Origin of the sequence: Blautia sp. Marseille-P2398, from assembly GCF_964240315.1 — a bacterium.
GTDB lineage: Bacteria > Bacillota > Clostridia > Lachnospirales > Lachnospiraceae > Blautia_A > Blautia_A wexlerae.
In genome coordinates this window covers 145194-158165 of the sequence record NZ_CAXSTD010000008.1, presented here as the reverse complement: position 1 = coordinate 158165, position 12972 = coordinate 145194, and the positions used below count along the sequence as shown (strand labels likewise).

Annotated in this window: 19 protein-coding genes; all 19 read right to left on the bottom strand. The window is 34.4% G+C overall.

Translation table 11 applies throughout. The features are described from left to right. The 19 genes from ACESZG_RS11105 to ACESZG_RS11015 all read right to left on the bottom strand — a co-directional run bounded on the left by ACESZG_RS11105 (position 1) and on the right by ACESZG_RS11015 (position 12970). Positions 1–771, bottom strand: coding sequence for a putative quorum-sensing-regulated virulence factor (locus tag ACESZG_RS11105; RefSeq protein WP_118592627.1), 771 nt, complete (start codon positions 769–771; stop codon positions 1–3). Next, on the bottom strand, positions 768–2066 hold the full coding sequence (locus ACESZG_RS11100) for an RNA ligase family protein (RefSeq protein WP_373218266.1): 1299 nt from the start codon (positions 2064–2066) through the stop codon (positions 768–770). The genes ACESZG_RS11105 and ACESZG_RS11100 overlap by 4 nt, the downstream gene beginning before the upstream one ends. Then, on the bottom strand, positions 2066–2242 hold the full coding sequence (locus tag ACESZG_RS11095) for a hypothetical protein (protein ID WP_182465137.1): 177 nt from the start codon (positions 2240–2242) through the stop codon (positions 2066–2068). The genes ACESZG_RS11100 and ACESZG_RS11095 overlap by 1 nt, the downstream gene beginning before the upstream one ends. Beyond that, complete coding sequence (locus tag ACESZG_RS11090) at positions 2233–2790, bottom strand: metallophosphoesterase (RefSeq protein ID WP_070100113.1); 558 nt, start codon at positions 2788–2790, stop codon at positions 2233–2235. The genes ACESZG_RS11095 and ACESZG_RS11090 overlap by 10 nt, the downstream gene beginning before the upstream one ends. Positions 2791–2935: 145 nt before the next feature. Beyond that, entirely contained in the window at positions 2936–3157 is a 222-nt protein-coding gene (locus tag ACESZG_RS11085; RefSeq protein WP_118592625.1) for a hypothetical protein, read from the bottom strand. A 4-nt stretch (positions 3158–3161) separates the two neighbouring features. Next, positions 3162–3938 carry a hypothetical protein gene (locus ACESZG_RS11080; protein WP_118592624.1) on the bottom strand — a complete coding sequence of 259 codons (777 nt, stop codon included), beginning with the start codon at positions 3936–3938 and terminating at the stop codon, positions 3162–3164. Between the two features lie 2 nt (positions 3939–3940). Then, positions 3941–4684, bottom strand: coding sequence for a metallophosphoesterase (locus ACESZG_RS11075; RefSeq protein ID WP_182465136.1), 744 nt, complete (start codon positions 4682–4684; stop codon positions 3941–3943). Then, a complete protein-coding gene (locus ACESZG_RS11070; RefSeq protein ID WP_118592623.1) occupies positions 4675–4917 on the bottom strand; it encodes a hypothetical protein in 243 nt (80 codons plus the stop codon). The genes ACESZG_RS11075 and ACESZG_RS11070 overlap by 10 nt, the downstream gene beginning before the upstream one ends. Then, positions 4914–5279, bottom strand: a complete 366-nt coding sequence (locus ACESZG_RS11065) for a hypothetical protein (protein ID WP_118592622.1) — start codon at positions 5277–5279, stop codon at positions 4914–4916. The genes ACESZG_RS11070 and ACESZG_RS11065 overlap by 4 nt, the downstream gene beginning before the upstream one ends. Then, positions 5276–5467, bottom strand: coding sequence for a hypothetical protein (locus ACESZG_RS11060; RefSeq protein WP_373218263.1), 192 nt, complete (start codon positions 5465–5467; stop codon positions 5276–5278). The genes ACESZG_RS11065 and ACESZG_RS11060 overlap by 4 nt, the downstream gene beginning before the upstream one ends. 317 nt (positions 5468–5784) lie before the next feature. Next, positions 5785–6750: an SPFH domain-containing protein gene (locus tag ACESZG_RS11055; RefSeq protein WP_119253568.1), complete on the bottom strand. Its 966-nt coding sequence runs from the start codon at positions 6748–6750 to the stop codon at positions 5785–5787. Next, a complete protein-coding gene (locus ACESZG_RS11050; protein WP_373218261.1) occupies positions 6750–6911 on the bottom strand; it encodes a hypothetical protein in 162 nt (53 codons plus the stop codon). Before ACESZG_RS11050 ends, ACESZG_RS11055 begins: the two co-directional genes overlap by 1 nt. A 10-nt stretch (positions 6912–6921) precedes the next feature. Continuing rightward, positions 6922–7173 carry a hypothetical protein gene (locus tag ACESZG_RS11045; RefSeq protein ID WP_373218259.1) on the bottom strand — a complete coding sequence of 84 codons (252 nt, stop codon included), beginning with the start codon at positions 7171–7173 and terminating at the stop codon, positions 6922–6924. A gap of 149 nt (positions 7174–7322) precedes the next feature. After that, positions 7323–7745: an NADAR family protein gene (locus ACESZG_RS11040; RefSeq protein ID WP_373218258.1), complete on the bottom strand. Its 423-nt coding sequence runs from the start codon at positions 7743–7745 to the stop codon at positions 7323–7325. A gap of 13 nt (positions 7746–7758) precedes the next feature. Further along, positions 7759–7941 (bottom strand): hypothetical protein, encoded by a 183-nt coding sequence (locus ACESZG_RS11035; RefSeq protein WP_373218256.1) that lies wholly within the window; start codon positions 7939–7941, stop codon positions 7759–7761. Positions 7942–8174: 233 nt separating this feature from the next. Beyond that, entirely contained in the window at positions 8175–8924 is a 750-nt protein-coding gene (locus ACESZG_RS11030; RefSeq protein ID WP_373218254.1) for a PspA/IM30 family protein, read from the bottom strand. Then, a complete protein-coding gene (locus ACESZG_RS11025; protein ID WP_118571462.1) occupies positions 8924–9562 on the bottom strand; it encodes a TerD family protein in 639 nt (212 codons plus the stop codon). Before ACESZG_RS11025 ends, ACESZG_RS11030 begins: the two co-directional genes overlap by 1 nt. A gap of 17 nt (positions 9563–9579) precedes the next feature. Then, complete coding sequence (locus tag ACESZG_RS11020) at positions 9580–10347, bottom strand: VWA domain-containing protein (RefSeq protein WP_373218252.1); 768 nt, start codon at positions 10345–10347, stop codon at positions 9580–9582. Between the two features lies 1 nt (position 10348). Further along, a complete protein-coding gene (locus ACESZG_RS11015; protein ID WP_373218250.1) occupies positions 10349–12970 on the bottom strand; it encodes a calcium-translocating P-type ATPase, PMCA-type in 2622 nt (873 codons plus the stop codon). Positions 12971–12972: the final 2 nt, after the last annotated feature.

Sequence of the window (12972 nt, the reverse complement as noted above, 5' to 3'; positions counted from 1 at the left end):
TCATTCCTCCTCTTCAAAGATGCTTCCGCTAATGCCTAAAGCTTCAGCAAGTAGTGTTTTCAGAGGTTCTGATGGATTCTGATCATTCAACCATCCTAAATAACTATCTGGAATTTCAGAGAGTGGTTCTCCCTTATGTTTGCCGAATGGCATAAGATATGTTTCTGGTGTAGGTTTGAATTCTTTCATCAGTTCATCTACTTCAGTTTCATCAAAAGATACTGTTAAATCTTTTCTTGATGCTAAATAATCTGCTAAGTGAACTATCATCTGACCTTTTGTTTCTGGTAATGGCAGCTCATCTTTACTTCTTTTATCTGTGTTCCATTCACCCATATGTGAGGCGCAACAGTCTGCAATATAATCCAATTCTTCATCCGGCAACCATTCAAATCCTTTATAGGATTTTATTCTCTCAGCTATAAGTAACGGGTGTTTAAAAAGAGTATATTGACTGCCATTACGCCCAAGTTTTTCATCATCATGGTTCATAATAGCTGTTCGTAGCATATCTCTTTCTCTTGATGTAAACTGACTCTTGATACAATCAATTGACAGCATATGATTTAAGAATCTAGTTGCTCCTTTTACATGTTTAGCAAGTCCCATAAAACCAACTGTATAATCAGGGTGATACTTGTTAGTACTTGAAGCAGACACTTGCCAGAAATATGTAGGCGCAGTATCTAGTAATTCAATACAAAATTCCTGAATATCATCATTTTCAAATACTTCTAATTCTTCCTTAAAAAATCTCTCTGCTAATGTCATACAGTTTCCTCCTCAATAATTTCTTGTGCCTCTTCCATATCCGGTGTATCAGAGGAATCTTTTATCAATCCTTCAAGGACCTTGAAAGTGAAATTCTTGTGTTTATAAGCCTTAAAGCTACTTCTATTATCAATTCTTACAACTACACCTTCTCTAACATGTGTCGCCCCTATTGGATCAGGCCCATCATAGTATTTTTCTACACGCTCCATAAGATCTTCTTTAGTAGTAAACAGGAATTTATCAAATTCAGGTACATGTTTAACTCCTAAACGATCACACCAATTCTTTACTTCTTCCCATGGAATCTCTGTAAGAATCCCATCTTCATTGGTCATAGTCATTCTATAAACATAAATATCAGAAGTACCAGGAGTACACCCATAAGAGAACACTGTTTCATCACCGTAAAGCTTCTTAACTTCTTTATCTTTAATTTTAGTGTTGGAACAGGTTCCCATAATGGTCTGCTCTGTACCATCAACCCACCCTACGATTTCATAAAACACTTCCATTCCTTTTGGCAGTTTGTCAATAAAGTAGTCATGATATTTCTGTCTAAATTTATCATTCCCATAGTAACCGCCTTCAAATGTATTGAGTACAACTCTTCTTGTTCCAGTAACTATTTTCCATTCTTTGATAACAGGAGCCGGTCTACAAAAAAGTTTCTGTAGTAGAGTCTTTTTCTTAGTAGTTACTTCTATTGCATTTGCTGTTCGACCAGATGTGCCATGCATTTTCAAAGTAATGTAACAAGTATCTCCTGGTTTAAAGGCATTTAAGTTATATGCTAACTGTTCTGTATCAGCATGTTCTTTAAAATAAGGAAATTTGTTTTTTAAATTTGGAGTTTTTACTTTCGGACCATTGTTAGATTTTTTATGATTTGATCTTGGAATATATTTTTTACAGATAACTGTCCCATCAAGTACAGTAATTTGATCTCCTAAAGATAATTTATTTATATCAGTCCATTTACTAAGAGATTCTACTGGTAAAACCAATCCTTCTGATTTTTCACCTCGCAGTCTCATAGCTTTAATGTTTCGTTTTACAGGATCAAGATATCCACCTGTAGTTGTTCCATCTTCATTTTTAATACGCAGTAAATTGTTTTCTTTTGCAAATTCTTCTCCTAGCTGACCATCAACCGGGAAAAATACAACTTTCTGCCCTTCGTAATAACTTAAATCAACAATAACCGTATTTCCAAAAACGGTACCAAGCTGGAGCCTATCAGCATTGCTGTGTTTACGAAGTTGCTTAAGCTCAGTAATGTAAGCACAATACATTAAGTATTGAATACCTCTTTCTCACTCATAATTCTCTTGCACAGATCAATTACATCTGTGTTGCCTCCTTTTATTTCATTATATATTTTAGTAACACCATAAAGTTTTCCTATATGAAATCCTTTGTTATATGTATCAGTAATTTTCTTTTTCATCTTTTTTCTAGTTATAAACACGTAGCTCCTCCTGTTATTTCTTCTAAAGTTCTAGGAGTATAATTCAGCAGCATTGCTCCGACATTATACATTTTACATGGTGTATTATATAGATTTTCCATTTCATACTTTGTTCTTTGCATCATATTATTTTCAAAACCTGTATGTACATGTCCATATAAATGGTACCAACCATAGTAATGATTCTTAAAACAAGGAATCGGATAATGACAAAGAATAATACTCTCTTTTGGATTAAGGTATAGTTCTTTATAATCAACTATTTCTACAAATAAATTCTGTAAATCTTTGTTTTTCAGAATCTTATTATCATGATTTCCTTTTATTAAATGAATCCTACCATTTAACTGGCTGTAATACTCCAATGTTTTAGTTGAACCATACCAACTAATATCTCCTAAAAGATAAACATCATCATCTAAGCCAACTACTGAATTCCAATTATTTTTAATAGTTTCATCGTTCTCTTCTATTGTCTTAAATGGTCTAGCATCGAATGCCAATGCATTTGTGTGACCAATATGTAAGTCTGAAATATAATAATTCATAAGCTACTCACCACAACACTAAGTATATCAATAATGCCAACAATTAGTAATATTATATAAAATCTTGTTCCATGTATCCCTATTGATGAGCAATAGGCTCCTAGAATACCCCAACATAGAATATTCAAAATTGATAAAAATGTTTTCATAGCTCACCTATCCAATCTTCATAAATATTATCTGCGTGTGTTTCGATGTCCTCATGCAATGTTTCTTCTGGGTAATCAATAAGAGATTCTATTACATAAGAATCCATAACTAAACTTGATACTTTACTGTCTGACAACTGATATTTTGTTTTTAATGTATCTTTCAAAGCTTCAATATAAGTTTTGGCACTTTTCGTAAGTTTTAATGTATCCGTCATCGTTCTACTCCTGTAATTTTCGTGCTGAATAATAAATTTCTTTATATTTCATAACTGCATCATACACTTCATCTGGAATTATATTTTTATATTGTTTGACGACAATTTCTATAATTTTCTTTTTAGCAATGTTATATGAATTACTTGCTTCCTCTTCTGACTCGAAACGTCCCAAATAAATTTTTTCTCCATTAACTCCATTGCAACTTGCTATATATGCTCCGGACTTTATTTTTTGTACTCCTAAAGCATAATTACCTCTATCATTTTTTCTATCTAGCACAATTGTATTTAATCTATGGGGTAATAACAAACAGGTGTCGGGACTATATATTTTATTTCCAATAACTTTTATATCTTTGTCCAATTCAAGTGAGTCGTCCTTTGATAAGATATATTTATGTTCGCTGTACCATTTTGCAAAATTTTGATAATTTTTCCATTCGTCGCATACATAGCAATCAATATAATTTTGATTTTTAATATATTTATCGCTATAACATCTTGTTAACATAGATCCCCATTTTGTATATTCTTCTGTATGAGAAACACCAACTTTAGTTTTAAAAGGGCCATAACCTCTATAACCAACACCTAAATAAGTGGGAATATTATAGTTTATAATATTTCCTTTTTTGAAATATTGATAATAAGTGTGTCTCACAATAATTCCATCTTCGAATTGGATATCAATATCGTGGACATTTTTATATCTAATAATTTGCATCTTTAATCCTTGTTTATTAATATTTTCTTCTCCGGTTCGGTCTATTTTTTGCATAGTTAATTCACCCTTATAATCTGTTCATACAAACAAATATCCTTATCAGAAACTGCAAGATTTTGATGATAATGTCCAAAAATATTTTTTCTATAATCAACATTACACCTTATTTCTTCCAAATAATCAGTTAGCTTATCCGGTTTATATAATCCATGTGATAATAATGCTGCTGTAGAAGAAGCTGTACAATGTGTCAGGATAAAATCTACCTTATTATTATGTTCTGCCAGGTTCTTTATTCCCTCATCCATCTCTTCTTGATTTGGCATTTCTCGCTCCCACCATGAAATGTGATTGATGCGGTACATTTTATCCGGATCATCCCTCCATTCTTTTACTCTTGGATCGTCAATCTCTAATACTCCATCTGAAATATCATGACTGGCAGCTCCGCCAAAAGTAAAAAATTTTAAATCGTCTATATCAAATACTTGTCCTCTCATAAGATGAATTATAGATGGCTTAATAAAATGCACCTTGCCACCATGCCATTCTTCTACCGGATAAGAATCTAATATATCGTAACATTCATGATTACCATCAATAAAAAGTGTTGTAAAACGCCTCTCCTCAAGCCAATTCAGATACCACCTTTGCTGAGGTGAATCTCTCCATATCCCAAAATCTCCAAGAACAATTACATAGTCATCTTTAGTCATCTCTCTTTGCTCCGGGAACGAGTCCATATTTAATCTATGGATCCAATCCCCATGTGTATCACCTGTGATCCAAATTACTTCCACCACCTCCAACAATATGTAGCGATTGAAAATCCTATAAGAATCATGAAATATGCTACAGGTATCGCAAAAAACATTTTCATAATTGAAATCAATAAAATACACAAATCTAATTTTTTATCTGCAATCATGTTTAATATTCTTACTACTGGCAAAAGCATTAACTTCCAACCACTACATATAGCTCCAATTACTCCACATATAGCAGAAATCCATCCCATGGTTTGCTTAATCACTTAATTCCTCCTAAACTATCAATCCATTGTTTTACCTTGCCATTATCGTATGTTTTTGTAATCAATACGGCAGACACTGTTTGCCCTATTCTTCCATGATATTTACGATATGTACTTTCATCATTAAGTGAATATTCAGTTCCGTTATAATTTACCGTAATTTCATATTCAGCATAATCAGTTCGAAATTGCGGAACATGATTAACCATACCTGTAAAACGGGTTTCTTTAGGTTTATAATATTCATTTACAACTGTGACCTTCACGCTTTCCTCTTTTTTATCAATGCATTTAGCGCAACCAGTTAATGTTGAAATACTTATCAATAAAACTCCTAAAATACTTAATACTTTCTTTTTCATAAACTCTCTCCTACATTTGTAGTTAAGGTCCAATCTTTCTGAGTTCCATAAGGATAAGAAGTTCCATAAGGATAAGAACCATATGTTATAGTATTATCCTCAGTAGTTTCAGTTCTGGTCGTCTCCTCAATAAGATGGCCTTCTTTATCATATTTCTTAGTAGTTTCCGTAATCGTAGTTTTTACCATTGTCTCCTCCTTTATATTGACAAACCACCTCACCTAAAGTACAATACTATTGATCCCAGGTCTGTACCGGGTGAGGATCTTCTGAATGGGTAATGTGATATGGGATTGTATCACACATTGTTTTTGAAGGAGGTGTTGCCTATGGCAGCAGATATCATAACTATACTTACTTGCTTTGGGCCGACATTACAATTCGTAGTTGTTAACGTTATCTTCACCTTACGCAGCCACCTCTTTATTACTGACGCAAAATCCCTACGCTACCGTCAGTGTGGTATATGTCCACAGTTCTCACTATACGTTACCCTCATTATTAATTATTTATTTTCAACAGTTGCTACATTGCCTGATGTTAATTCTCCTGCGTCAACAATTGTTGCAGCATTTCCACCTTGTACCTTCGGCACATCACCATTCCACTTATCAATCTTCTGTTTCTCAATAAGTTCTGGAGTAAGTGACTCAGCGATCTTTTTATTTGCTTCTGCTTCAGCATCCGCTTTAATTCTTGTAGCTTCAGCTTTACCTTCCGCAGTGATTTTCGCCTGTTCAGCTTCAATAGCGGCTTTCTCTTTATCCTGCTCCGCTGCGATGAGAGCAACTTCCTTATCTTTATCTGCCTGTACCTTTGCAGTCTTAGCTTCAATATTTGCAAGTTCCAGTTCCTGCTGTGCATTTACTTTCTTCTGAATAGCAGCCTGAGTTTCATCATCTGTAGAAATTGAAGTAAAGTTTACAGTATCAATGATGATTCCATATGGCTCAAATTTCTTTTTCAGATATGTATCAAGAGCTTCGTTCAGTTCCTGACGCTTATCACCAAATACATCTGTAACTGGATACTTAGCAGTTACTTCCTGTGTCCATGCTTTCATTTTTGGCTTAATAAAAGTATTCTTTACACTTTCGCCAGACTGACCTTTAAATCTTGTAAATACATCAGCAACTTGATCCTGGTCGAATTTATATGAGAATTCAAGATCTACAAGAAGTTGCTTTCCATCAGCGGTAGGCGTTTTAAAACTCTCATCCTTTGGTGAATCACCTTTATCTTCTGATGTAAGATATGACTGCTCAATACCAATTGAATACAAAGATGTTTTTACTGTGGGTGAAATTAAATGCCATCCCTGTGAAAGAGTGTCGTTTGAAATTCCACCATTCATCTTGTATTCTACGGCTACATAACCTGCTGGTACTCTTACGCTACACTTTGCTACGCAAATTAATCCTGCTACAATAATTACTGCTAATCCAATACTACCTAAAAATCCTTTTTTCATTAATCTTTCTTCTCCTTGTTTTGATCTTCTCTATTTATTCCATCTGCTGCATCTTTCCAGATCCTATGTAAGAATCTCCCAAATGGATAAAACAGTGCAGATAATAGAAACCATAAAATTACTGCTCCAACCAATACTAAAAATACAAATACTGGATTCATACTCTCTCCTTTATAATTCAATACCTTCCATAACAGCCCTAGCTTCTAAGATAGCTAAATAGCTTGCCATAGCATCAATCTGAATATTATAAGTACTTCTTGGGCATGTTGGTTCGAAACTAAGAGTTCCATTGTCCCATTTAAAAAGCATAGACTGTAAACCTCTGAATCTAAGCATTAACTGGTAATATTCAGCTTTGAATCTCTCTTTATAATCTGGGTTAACCATCATTTCTGTTGTTTCTTTTAATGTTTTTACCATGTTATTTGTCTCCTTTATATTCTTTAATATCATTTATAAATGTCCAAGTGAAAAAGACTACCAGCATTAAACTAAGTAAATTTTTATAAGTAATAAGGTCTACCAATGATACTGCTATAAAAATAGCATCAAGAATGATAAAAAATATGTTAAGTTTCATTTAATTCATCTCTCACTCTCATAAGTATCTTCCCAAGCCTATTTTCTCCAACTCCATCTACAGTTCCCCAAATAGCATCTCCCCAAGTATTACCCTCTTCCAAATGTTCATCTCCTGTGGCAAGTAATTTTTCCTTAAGGTCTGGATTCTGAGTGAATTTAGCCAGTACGATTTCATACATTACTTTATCTTTCACTTCTTCCCAATCTGATCTTAAATCAATCTTTCTACCTGCTGCCTTTGCCTCTGATGGGCTAGCTTGAGAAAATAACTGGAATTTTAGTCTACGATTTTTTGTTTTCTGTGCTTGAAAAGCTGCTTCATTATTTGTATAGTCCCATCCGTTATAACTTACCGGTGCCATATAAAAGTTACTTAAAAAGTAATAATCTCCAGTAAAACTATTAATCATTCTTTCTCCTTCCCTAATAATCACTACAAGTTACTGTTAAACTTACGAATCCATCATTTTGTTCAAAAGATGCCATAAGCTCATCTTTTACCAATTCTTCTACTATATCTCTGTCAGTTATTTTTGTTCCAATTAATTCAGGATCAGTCAAGTTGTATTCAGCTTCTACAGTGATCACTCTTTTTGTTGGTATCAAAATTTCTTTCTCACATGCATCATCAATTGGTTTATTTAATATTCTTTTTCCTCTTTGCGTAATACCACCTCCATATTTTATTTCATTGTTTAACCTCCTTAAGTGTAGGTGAGGAATTGAACCTCACCTTAACCTTTTGTTACTACACTTATTTTCTCTTCCCTACAAAGAATCCAATTAAGAAACAGACTAATAGACATACCACAAACACGCCTATATTTAACACTATCATTTTATTTGCCTTTCTTTGCTTTCAGTTCCTGCAACTTTTTATCAATTTCATCATCTTTCATTTTCTTATCCAGACGCTGTTTCTGCACAATAGCAGAACTTTCATAAACGATCCTAGCTCCATCAGCAGCTTCTTTTTGCTTTTTAACTCCGTCACGTACTTTCTCTAACATCTTTTCCTCTTCACTAGAAGATACTCCCGGTGTTACATTAAAAGCTTTTGATGCCTGAGCTGTTTCCAGAGTTAAAACTGCACTTTCTTTTTCTGCTTTTAAATCATTAAGTTGTTGCTGTAATACTTCTACTTTTTCTTTCTGTACGTCAGCATTCTCTTTCCATTCTTTTAATGTATTTTTGATAAAATCAATTTTATCATTCAGTTCCTGTTGTTCTTTTAAGTAGACTTTTGCCGCTTCGTCATCTCCTCGATCCACACAAGCATTTACATTTACATCTGCTTTCATGGCATCTTTCTTCAAATGGAACAGGTCATCTTCATAATTGGAAATCTTACCAAGCATCTGCTGATATCTTACATTTTCCTGCTGAAGTTCATCTTCTTTCTTTTCAATAGCAGCATTATAATATGCTTTAGCTCCCTCAGGGGTGGCTGCATCTTTCTGAATTGCTTCATTCGCCGTGCCTGATGCTCTTATCCTTACCCTCTTTCCAATTTTGCTATTAAAAAAGAAGCAAAATCCTACGAGTATTAAAATAACAATTACAACAATTGCTCCAGCTGTAATATTCATTAGTCTCTCCCTTCATCAATATCAAGCCCAAAGTTTTTAAACAGTTCTGTCATACCTCCCACATAACCAGAACCTAATGCCTGGAATTTGAATCCATCTCCGTAACGGTATAATTTACCCATTTCTACTGCATTCAATTTTTCAAAGTTTTCATTCTCAGACAGATCATATTCATACTTATCACCATCTGGATTGTCGTAATCACAAATTGTCATAACTGCATTGGAGACCATTCCAAAATTCTGCATACGCTGTAAGGCCCTAAAAATTGTTAAGCAGATAGTAAATTCTGTTTTATCTTTCGGGAAAGTATCAGCATGCACAATGAAATATTCGTCATAATGCTTTCCATTGAAAATCATTCCCTGAGAATCGTCACCAGTTTTATTGTCTCCTGAATAGTCTACCCAGGGATATGCAGAACCATCTTCATAGGTTTTATAGTTTACTAAATCTTCTGGGTATACTACTTTGCGACTTGAATCTGTTAAAAATCCATTGATATCAAAGTCAATGTCTGCTTCACCAGCATAACGGTTCTGATCCCAATTGACTCCAATGAAGAAGTTCTTAATACCTGTACCATCCTCTTTTACCATACTAATTTTCTGGTTTTTACTCATGTTGATTACTGCCATATCTCTTTATCTCCTTTTTATTTATTATTCAGCCAGTCTTTATACTGACGAAGAATCTCTGTATATAACTGTTCATCAGACATTTTATTCATGTCTTTTACTGCTGTAAAACCGGTGTTGTCATGTTTTCTACCTTTCATATTGTCAAGGGATTTTAAATAACCAAAATCTTCATCCCCAATTCCTATGAACTGTACAAAGATGTTGTACTCTGAAAGCTCTTTAATAACTGCATTGGTGGCAGAAGTGTCACTGTTCTCACCATCTGTAATAAAGATGATAAATGCTGGAATCTCACTTGGCTCGATATCTTTATAATATGTAACCATTTCTTTCAATACAGGAGCATAATTAGTACCACCCATATACATATGAGCTTTTTTCATAACATTTTTAACATAACTACTATAATTATCAGCGTTAGCAGCTTTTAAGCGCTCCGCTCCATTTGAGAACAACCAACTCTCAAGTTCTCCATTATCGTCAAATCTTAGAGCAATAGGCAACAAACGAGAAATGGTTTCCTGTACAGATCCATTATCATACAGCCAATCCATACTTCCTGAATAATCCATTGCAAGAGCTACTCTAGCCGTATGTTTTGTCATATCAATCTTGCTTCCCTTAGACATATCAATAAGTACTTTGCCAAGATTTTCATTGTGCTTAGACATATCAATTGTCTGTAACTTTTCTTCATATACAGGTTGCTGAGTTACAGCAGAAGATAACTCTACTGCTGCTTCCTCATCTTTTTTTCCGAATAATTTTCCCAAAAATCCCATTTTAGTTACTTCCTTTCTTACAAATTGCTTTTCTAATCCAATCTACAGGCACAACCATAAATGCTGTCACAAGAACTATAATCCACTGTTTAACGTCCATTGGAGTTGTCTGTACTAGATTTCCTACAAAGTTACACAAAACTACAGCCATTGCAAAAATACCCAATGCGATATACACAAATAATTTGTTATTTTTAATTCCTTTGAAAAGATTCATGCTATCTGTTCTAATAGTGAATCCATTAAATACTGCCATTAAACACAATAAAGCGAATCTCGCTGTCATAGCCGAAAGTTTTGTTGTAAACATATTTCCAACTGGACCAAATGTAATTACACCAAATAAAGCAATAAATACAATTGAACTTAATGCAATTCTCCCTTTCGCTCCACGGATAAATAATCCGGATCCTTTCATGATAGGCTCTTCATTCATATATTCCTCTTTTGGCGGTTCTCCACCAAAGCTTAATGAGTTAAGTGAATCCATGATGATATTTACAATAAGGATCTGAACTGCTGCTAATAGAGCAGAGCCACCAGAAATAATTGGAAATACCATACTTAAGATCAACAACGAAATATTGATAGGTAGCTGGAATTCAAGGAACATCATAATGTTATGCATAAATGTTCTACCAAGTTCGACTGCCTTTACCACACTTGCAAAATTATTGTCTGTCAAAACAATATCTGCTGCTTCTTTTGCCACATCAGACCCATCCTGCATTCCAAAGCCTACATCTGCTTTCTTTAGCGCAGGAGCATCGTTCACACCGTCACCGGTCATTGCCACAGACATTCCAATTTCTTGCGCTAATGTTACAAGACGAAGCTTCGTATTCGGTGAGCATCTGGAAATTACTCTTAACTGTGGAATAATTTCTTTTACTTTTACATCTGACATTGCCTCAAACTCATCATTGGTAACTGCTAAATCTCCAGGCTTATAAATGCCAGCTTCCATAGCAACAGCCTTAGCAGTCTCCATGCAATCACCAGTAATTTCAATTACCTGAATTCCAGCTTTGTGAGCAATTTTTACTGCTTCTGGAACTTCATTCCTAACCGGGTCAACAACTCCAATGACTCCAAGGAGATTCATTTCATCGGGGAGACCATCATCAGTTTTATCTGAGATAGTCAACGCAATACATCTCATTGCCTTCTCTGTTAATCCCTTAATATGGCTCTTTAAAGCTTTTCTTTTTTCTTCTGTCAGCTCAGTTACAATGCCATCATTGTCAAGATAGAATTTACACTTCTCAATTAATTTCTCTGGTGCGCCTTTATAAACAGTAAAATCATTTGCTCCATTATTTAAAGTAACTGCAGAGAATTTATTTTCACTACTAAATGGAACACGTTTCTTCATGATAGCTTTATTCTGTATTTTTTGTGCGTCTTCAGGAGAAAGCATATCAAGCACTGCTCGATCAATTGAATTGCCACCAGTGATATTCCCATTAGAATCAAACACTGCACTATTATTCATACAAATGTTTAAATCAATTAGCTCGTTGAGCGAACTTTCCTTATTAAAAATATCCTGACAGTTACCGTTAATCATAACTGTAGAAGTCATTTCACCTGTTGTGAGAGTTCCTGTCTTATCCGTACAAATTAAATTAACATACGCCAATTCAGGAATTTTACCAGTATTCTTCGCAAGAATATTGAATTTTTCCATTGTCGATACATTCTGTTTAGTTACAAGTTTTACAATGAGTGGCAGACCTTCCGGTACAGCCGCAACAATAATTGTCAATGCATTTGAGACATTCTGTGCTACCTTCTGAATACTTTCAAGAATACTTCCTGAGAAATACTGACTTAAGCTTCCAGCATTTAAGATACCTGTAATTGTCATAATTACAAATGCTAATGCTGCCGCAATTGTTCCCCATTTTGAAATAAAATCACACAAATGATCCAGAGCAATATCAAGAGCTGTCTTAGGAGGCTCTAAAGTCTGCATTTTGACAAGAGTATCACCATTAACTGTATTAACACCGACATCTGTAACAATCATTTTTCCTTCACCAGACATGATAACTGTTCCTGCAAAGAGAGAACACTGATCCGTATATGCAGTAGTTGATGTTGTTTTAACATGCTTATAATTAGCACTAGGAATTTTTCTACATTCTTTTGTCTCTCCATTGATAGCGGCGTTATTAACAGAAATTTCTCCATCAACAATAAATCCATCTGCAAAAATCTCTTGTCCAGTTCTCAATAGAACTAAATCACCTACTACCAGATCATCTTTATTAATTGTCTGTACGTTTCCATCTCGGACAACATCACAATATCTAACTGCCGTTTTTGCTCTTAGCTCTGCTGCAGATTTCTGTACGCCTAGACCTGTCTTAATAGCAATTCCAGTAACAATAGCTAAAACCACTATAATCATTACAGGTTCAGAAAGAGACATTACTCCCATAGCGCCTAAAACCAACTGAAACAAAGCAATTATTATTAGAATCATAGTAATTGGTTCAGTTAATGCTTCCTTAGCAAAATGATACCATTTTTTCAATTCAGGTTCCGGAAGCTTATTACTTCCATATGTAGTCCTACTAACCTCTACTTCGCTACTTTTTAATCCATTAAAATTCATTC

Bases quoted from the DNA above. Each gene is read 5' to 3' on its own strand.
- ACESZG_RS11085 (WP_118592625.1), bottom strand. From the start codon at position 3,157: ATGACGGATACATTAAAACTTACGAAAAGTGCCAAAACTTATATTGAA.
- ACESZG_RS11025 (WP_118571462.1), bottom strand. From the start codon at position 9,562: ATGGCAGTAATCAACATGAGTAAAAACCAGAAAATTAGTATGGTAAAA.
- ACESZG_RS11055 (WP_119253568.1), bottom strand. From the start codon at position 6,750: ATGAAAAAAGGATTTTTAGGTAGTATTGGATTAGCAGTAATTATTGTA.
- ACESZG_RS11040 (WP_373218258.1), bottom strand. From the start codon at position 7,745: ATGATTAATAGTTTTACTGGAGATTATTACTTTTTAAGTAACTTTTAT.
- ACESZG_RS11015 (WP_373218250.1), bottom strand. From the start codon at position 12,970: ATGAATTTTAATGGATTAAAAAGTAGCGAAGTAGAGGTTAGTAGGACT.
- ACESZG_RS11065 (WP_118592622.1), bottom strand. From the start codon at position 5,279: ATGAAAAAGAAAGTATTAAGTATTTTAGGAGTTTTATTGATAAGTATT.
- ACESZG_RS11105 (WP_118592627.1), bottom strand. From the start codon at position 771: ATGACATTAGCAGAGAGATTTTTTAAGGAAGAATTAGAAGTATTTGAA.
- ACESZG_RS11045 (WP_373218259.1), bottom strand. From the start codon at position 7,173: ATGGTAAAAACATTAAAAGAAACAACAGAAATGATGGTTAACCCAGAT.
- ACESZG_RS11080 (WP_118592624.1), bottom strand. From the start codon at position 3,938: ATGCAAAAAATAGACCGAACCGGAGAAGAAAATATTAATAAACAAGGA.
- ACESZG_RS11020 (WP_373218252.1), bottom strand. From the start codon at position 10,347: ATGGGATTTTTGGGAAAATTATTCGGAAAAAAAGATGAGGAAGCAGCA.
- ACESZG_RS11050 (WP_373218261.1), bottom strand. From the start codon at position 6,911: ATGAATCCAGTATTTGTATTTTTAGTATTGGTTGGAGCAGTAATTTTA.
- ACESZG_RS11100 (WP_373218266.1), bottom strand. From the start codon at position 2,066: ATGTATTGTGCTTACATTACTGAGCTTAAGCAACTTCGTAAACACAGC.
- ACESZG_RS11030 (WP_373218254.1), bottom strand. From the start codon at position 8,924: ATGAATATTACAGCTGGAGCAATTGTTGTAATTGTTATTTTAATACTC.
- ACESZG_RS11090 (WP_070100113.1), bottom strand. From the start codon at position 2,790: ATGAATTATTATATTTCAGACTTACATATTGGTCACACAAATGCATTG.
- ACESZG_RS11060 (WP_373218263.1), bottom strand. From the start codon at position 5,467: ATGGTAAAAACTACGATTACGGAAACTACTAAGAAATATGATAAAGAA.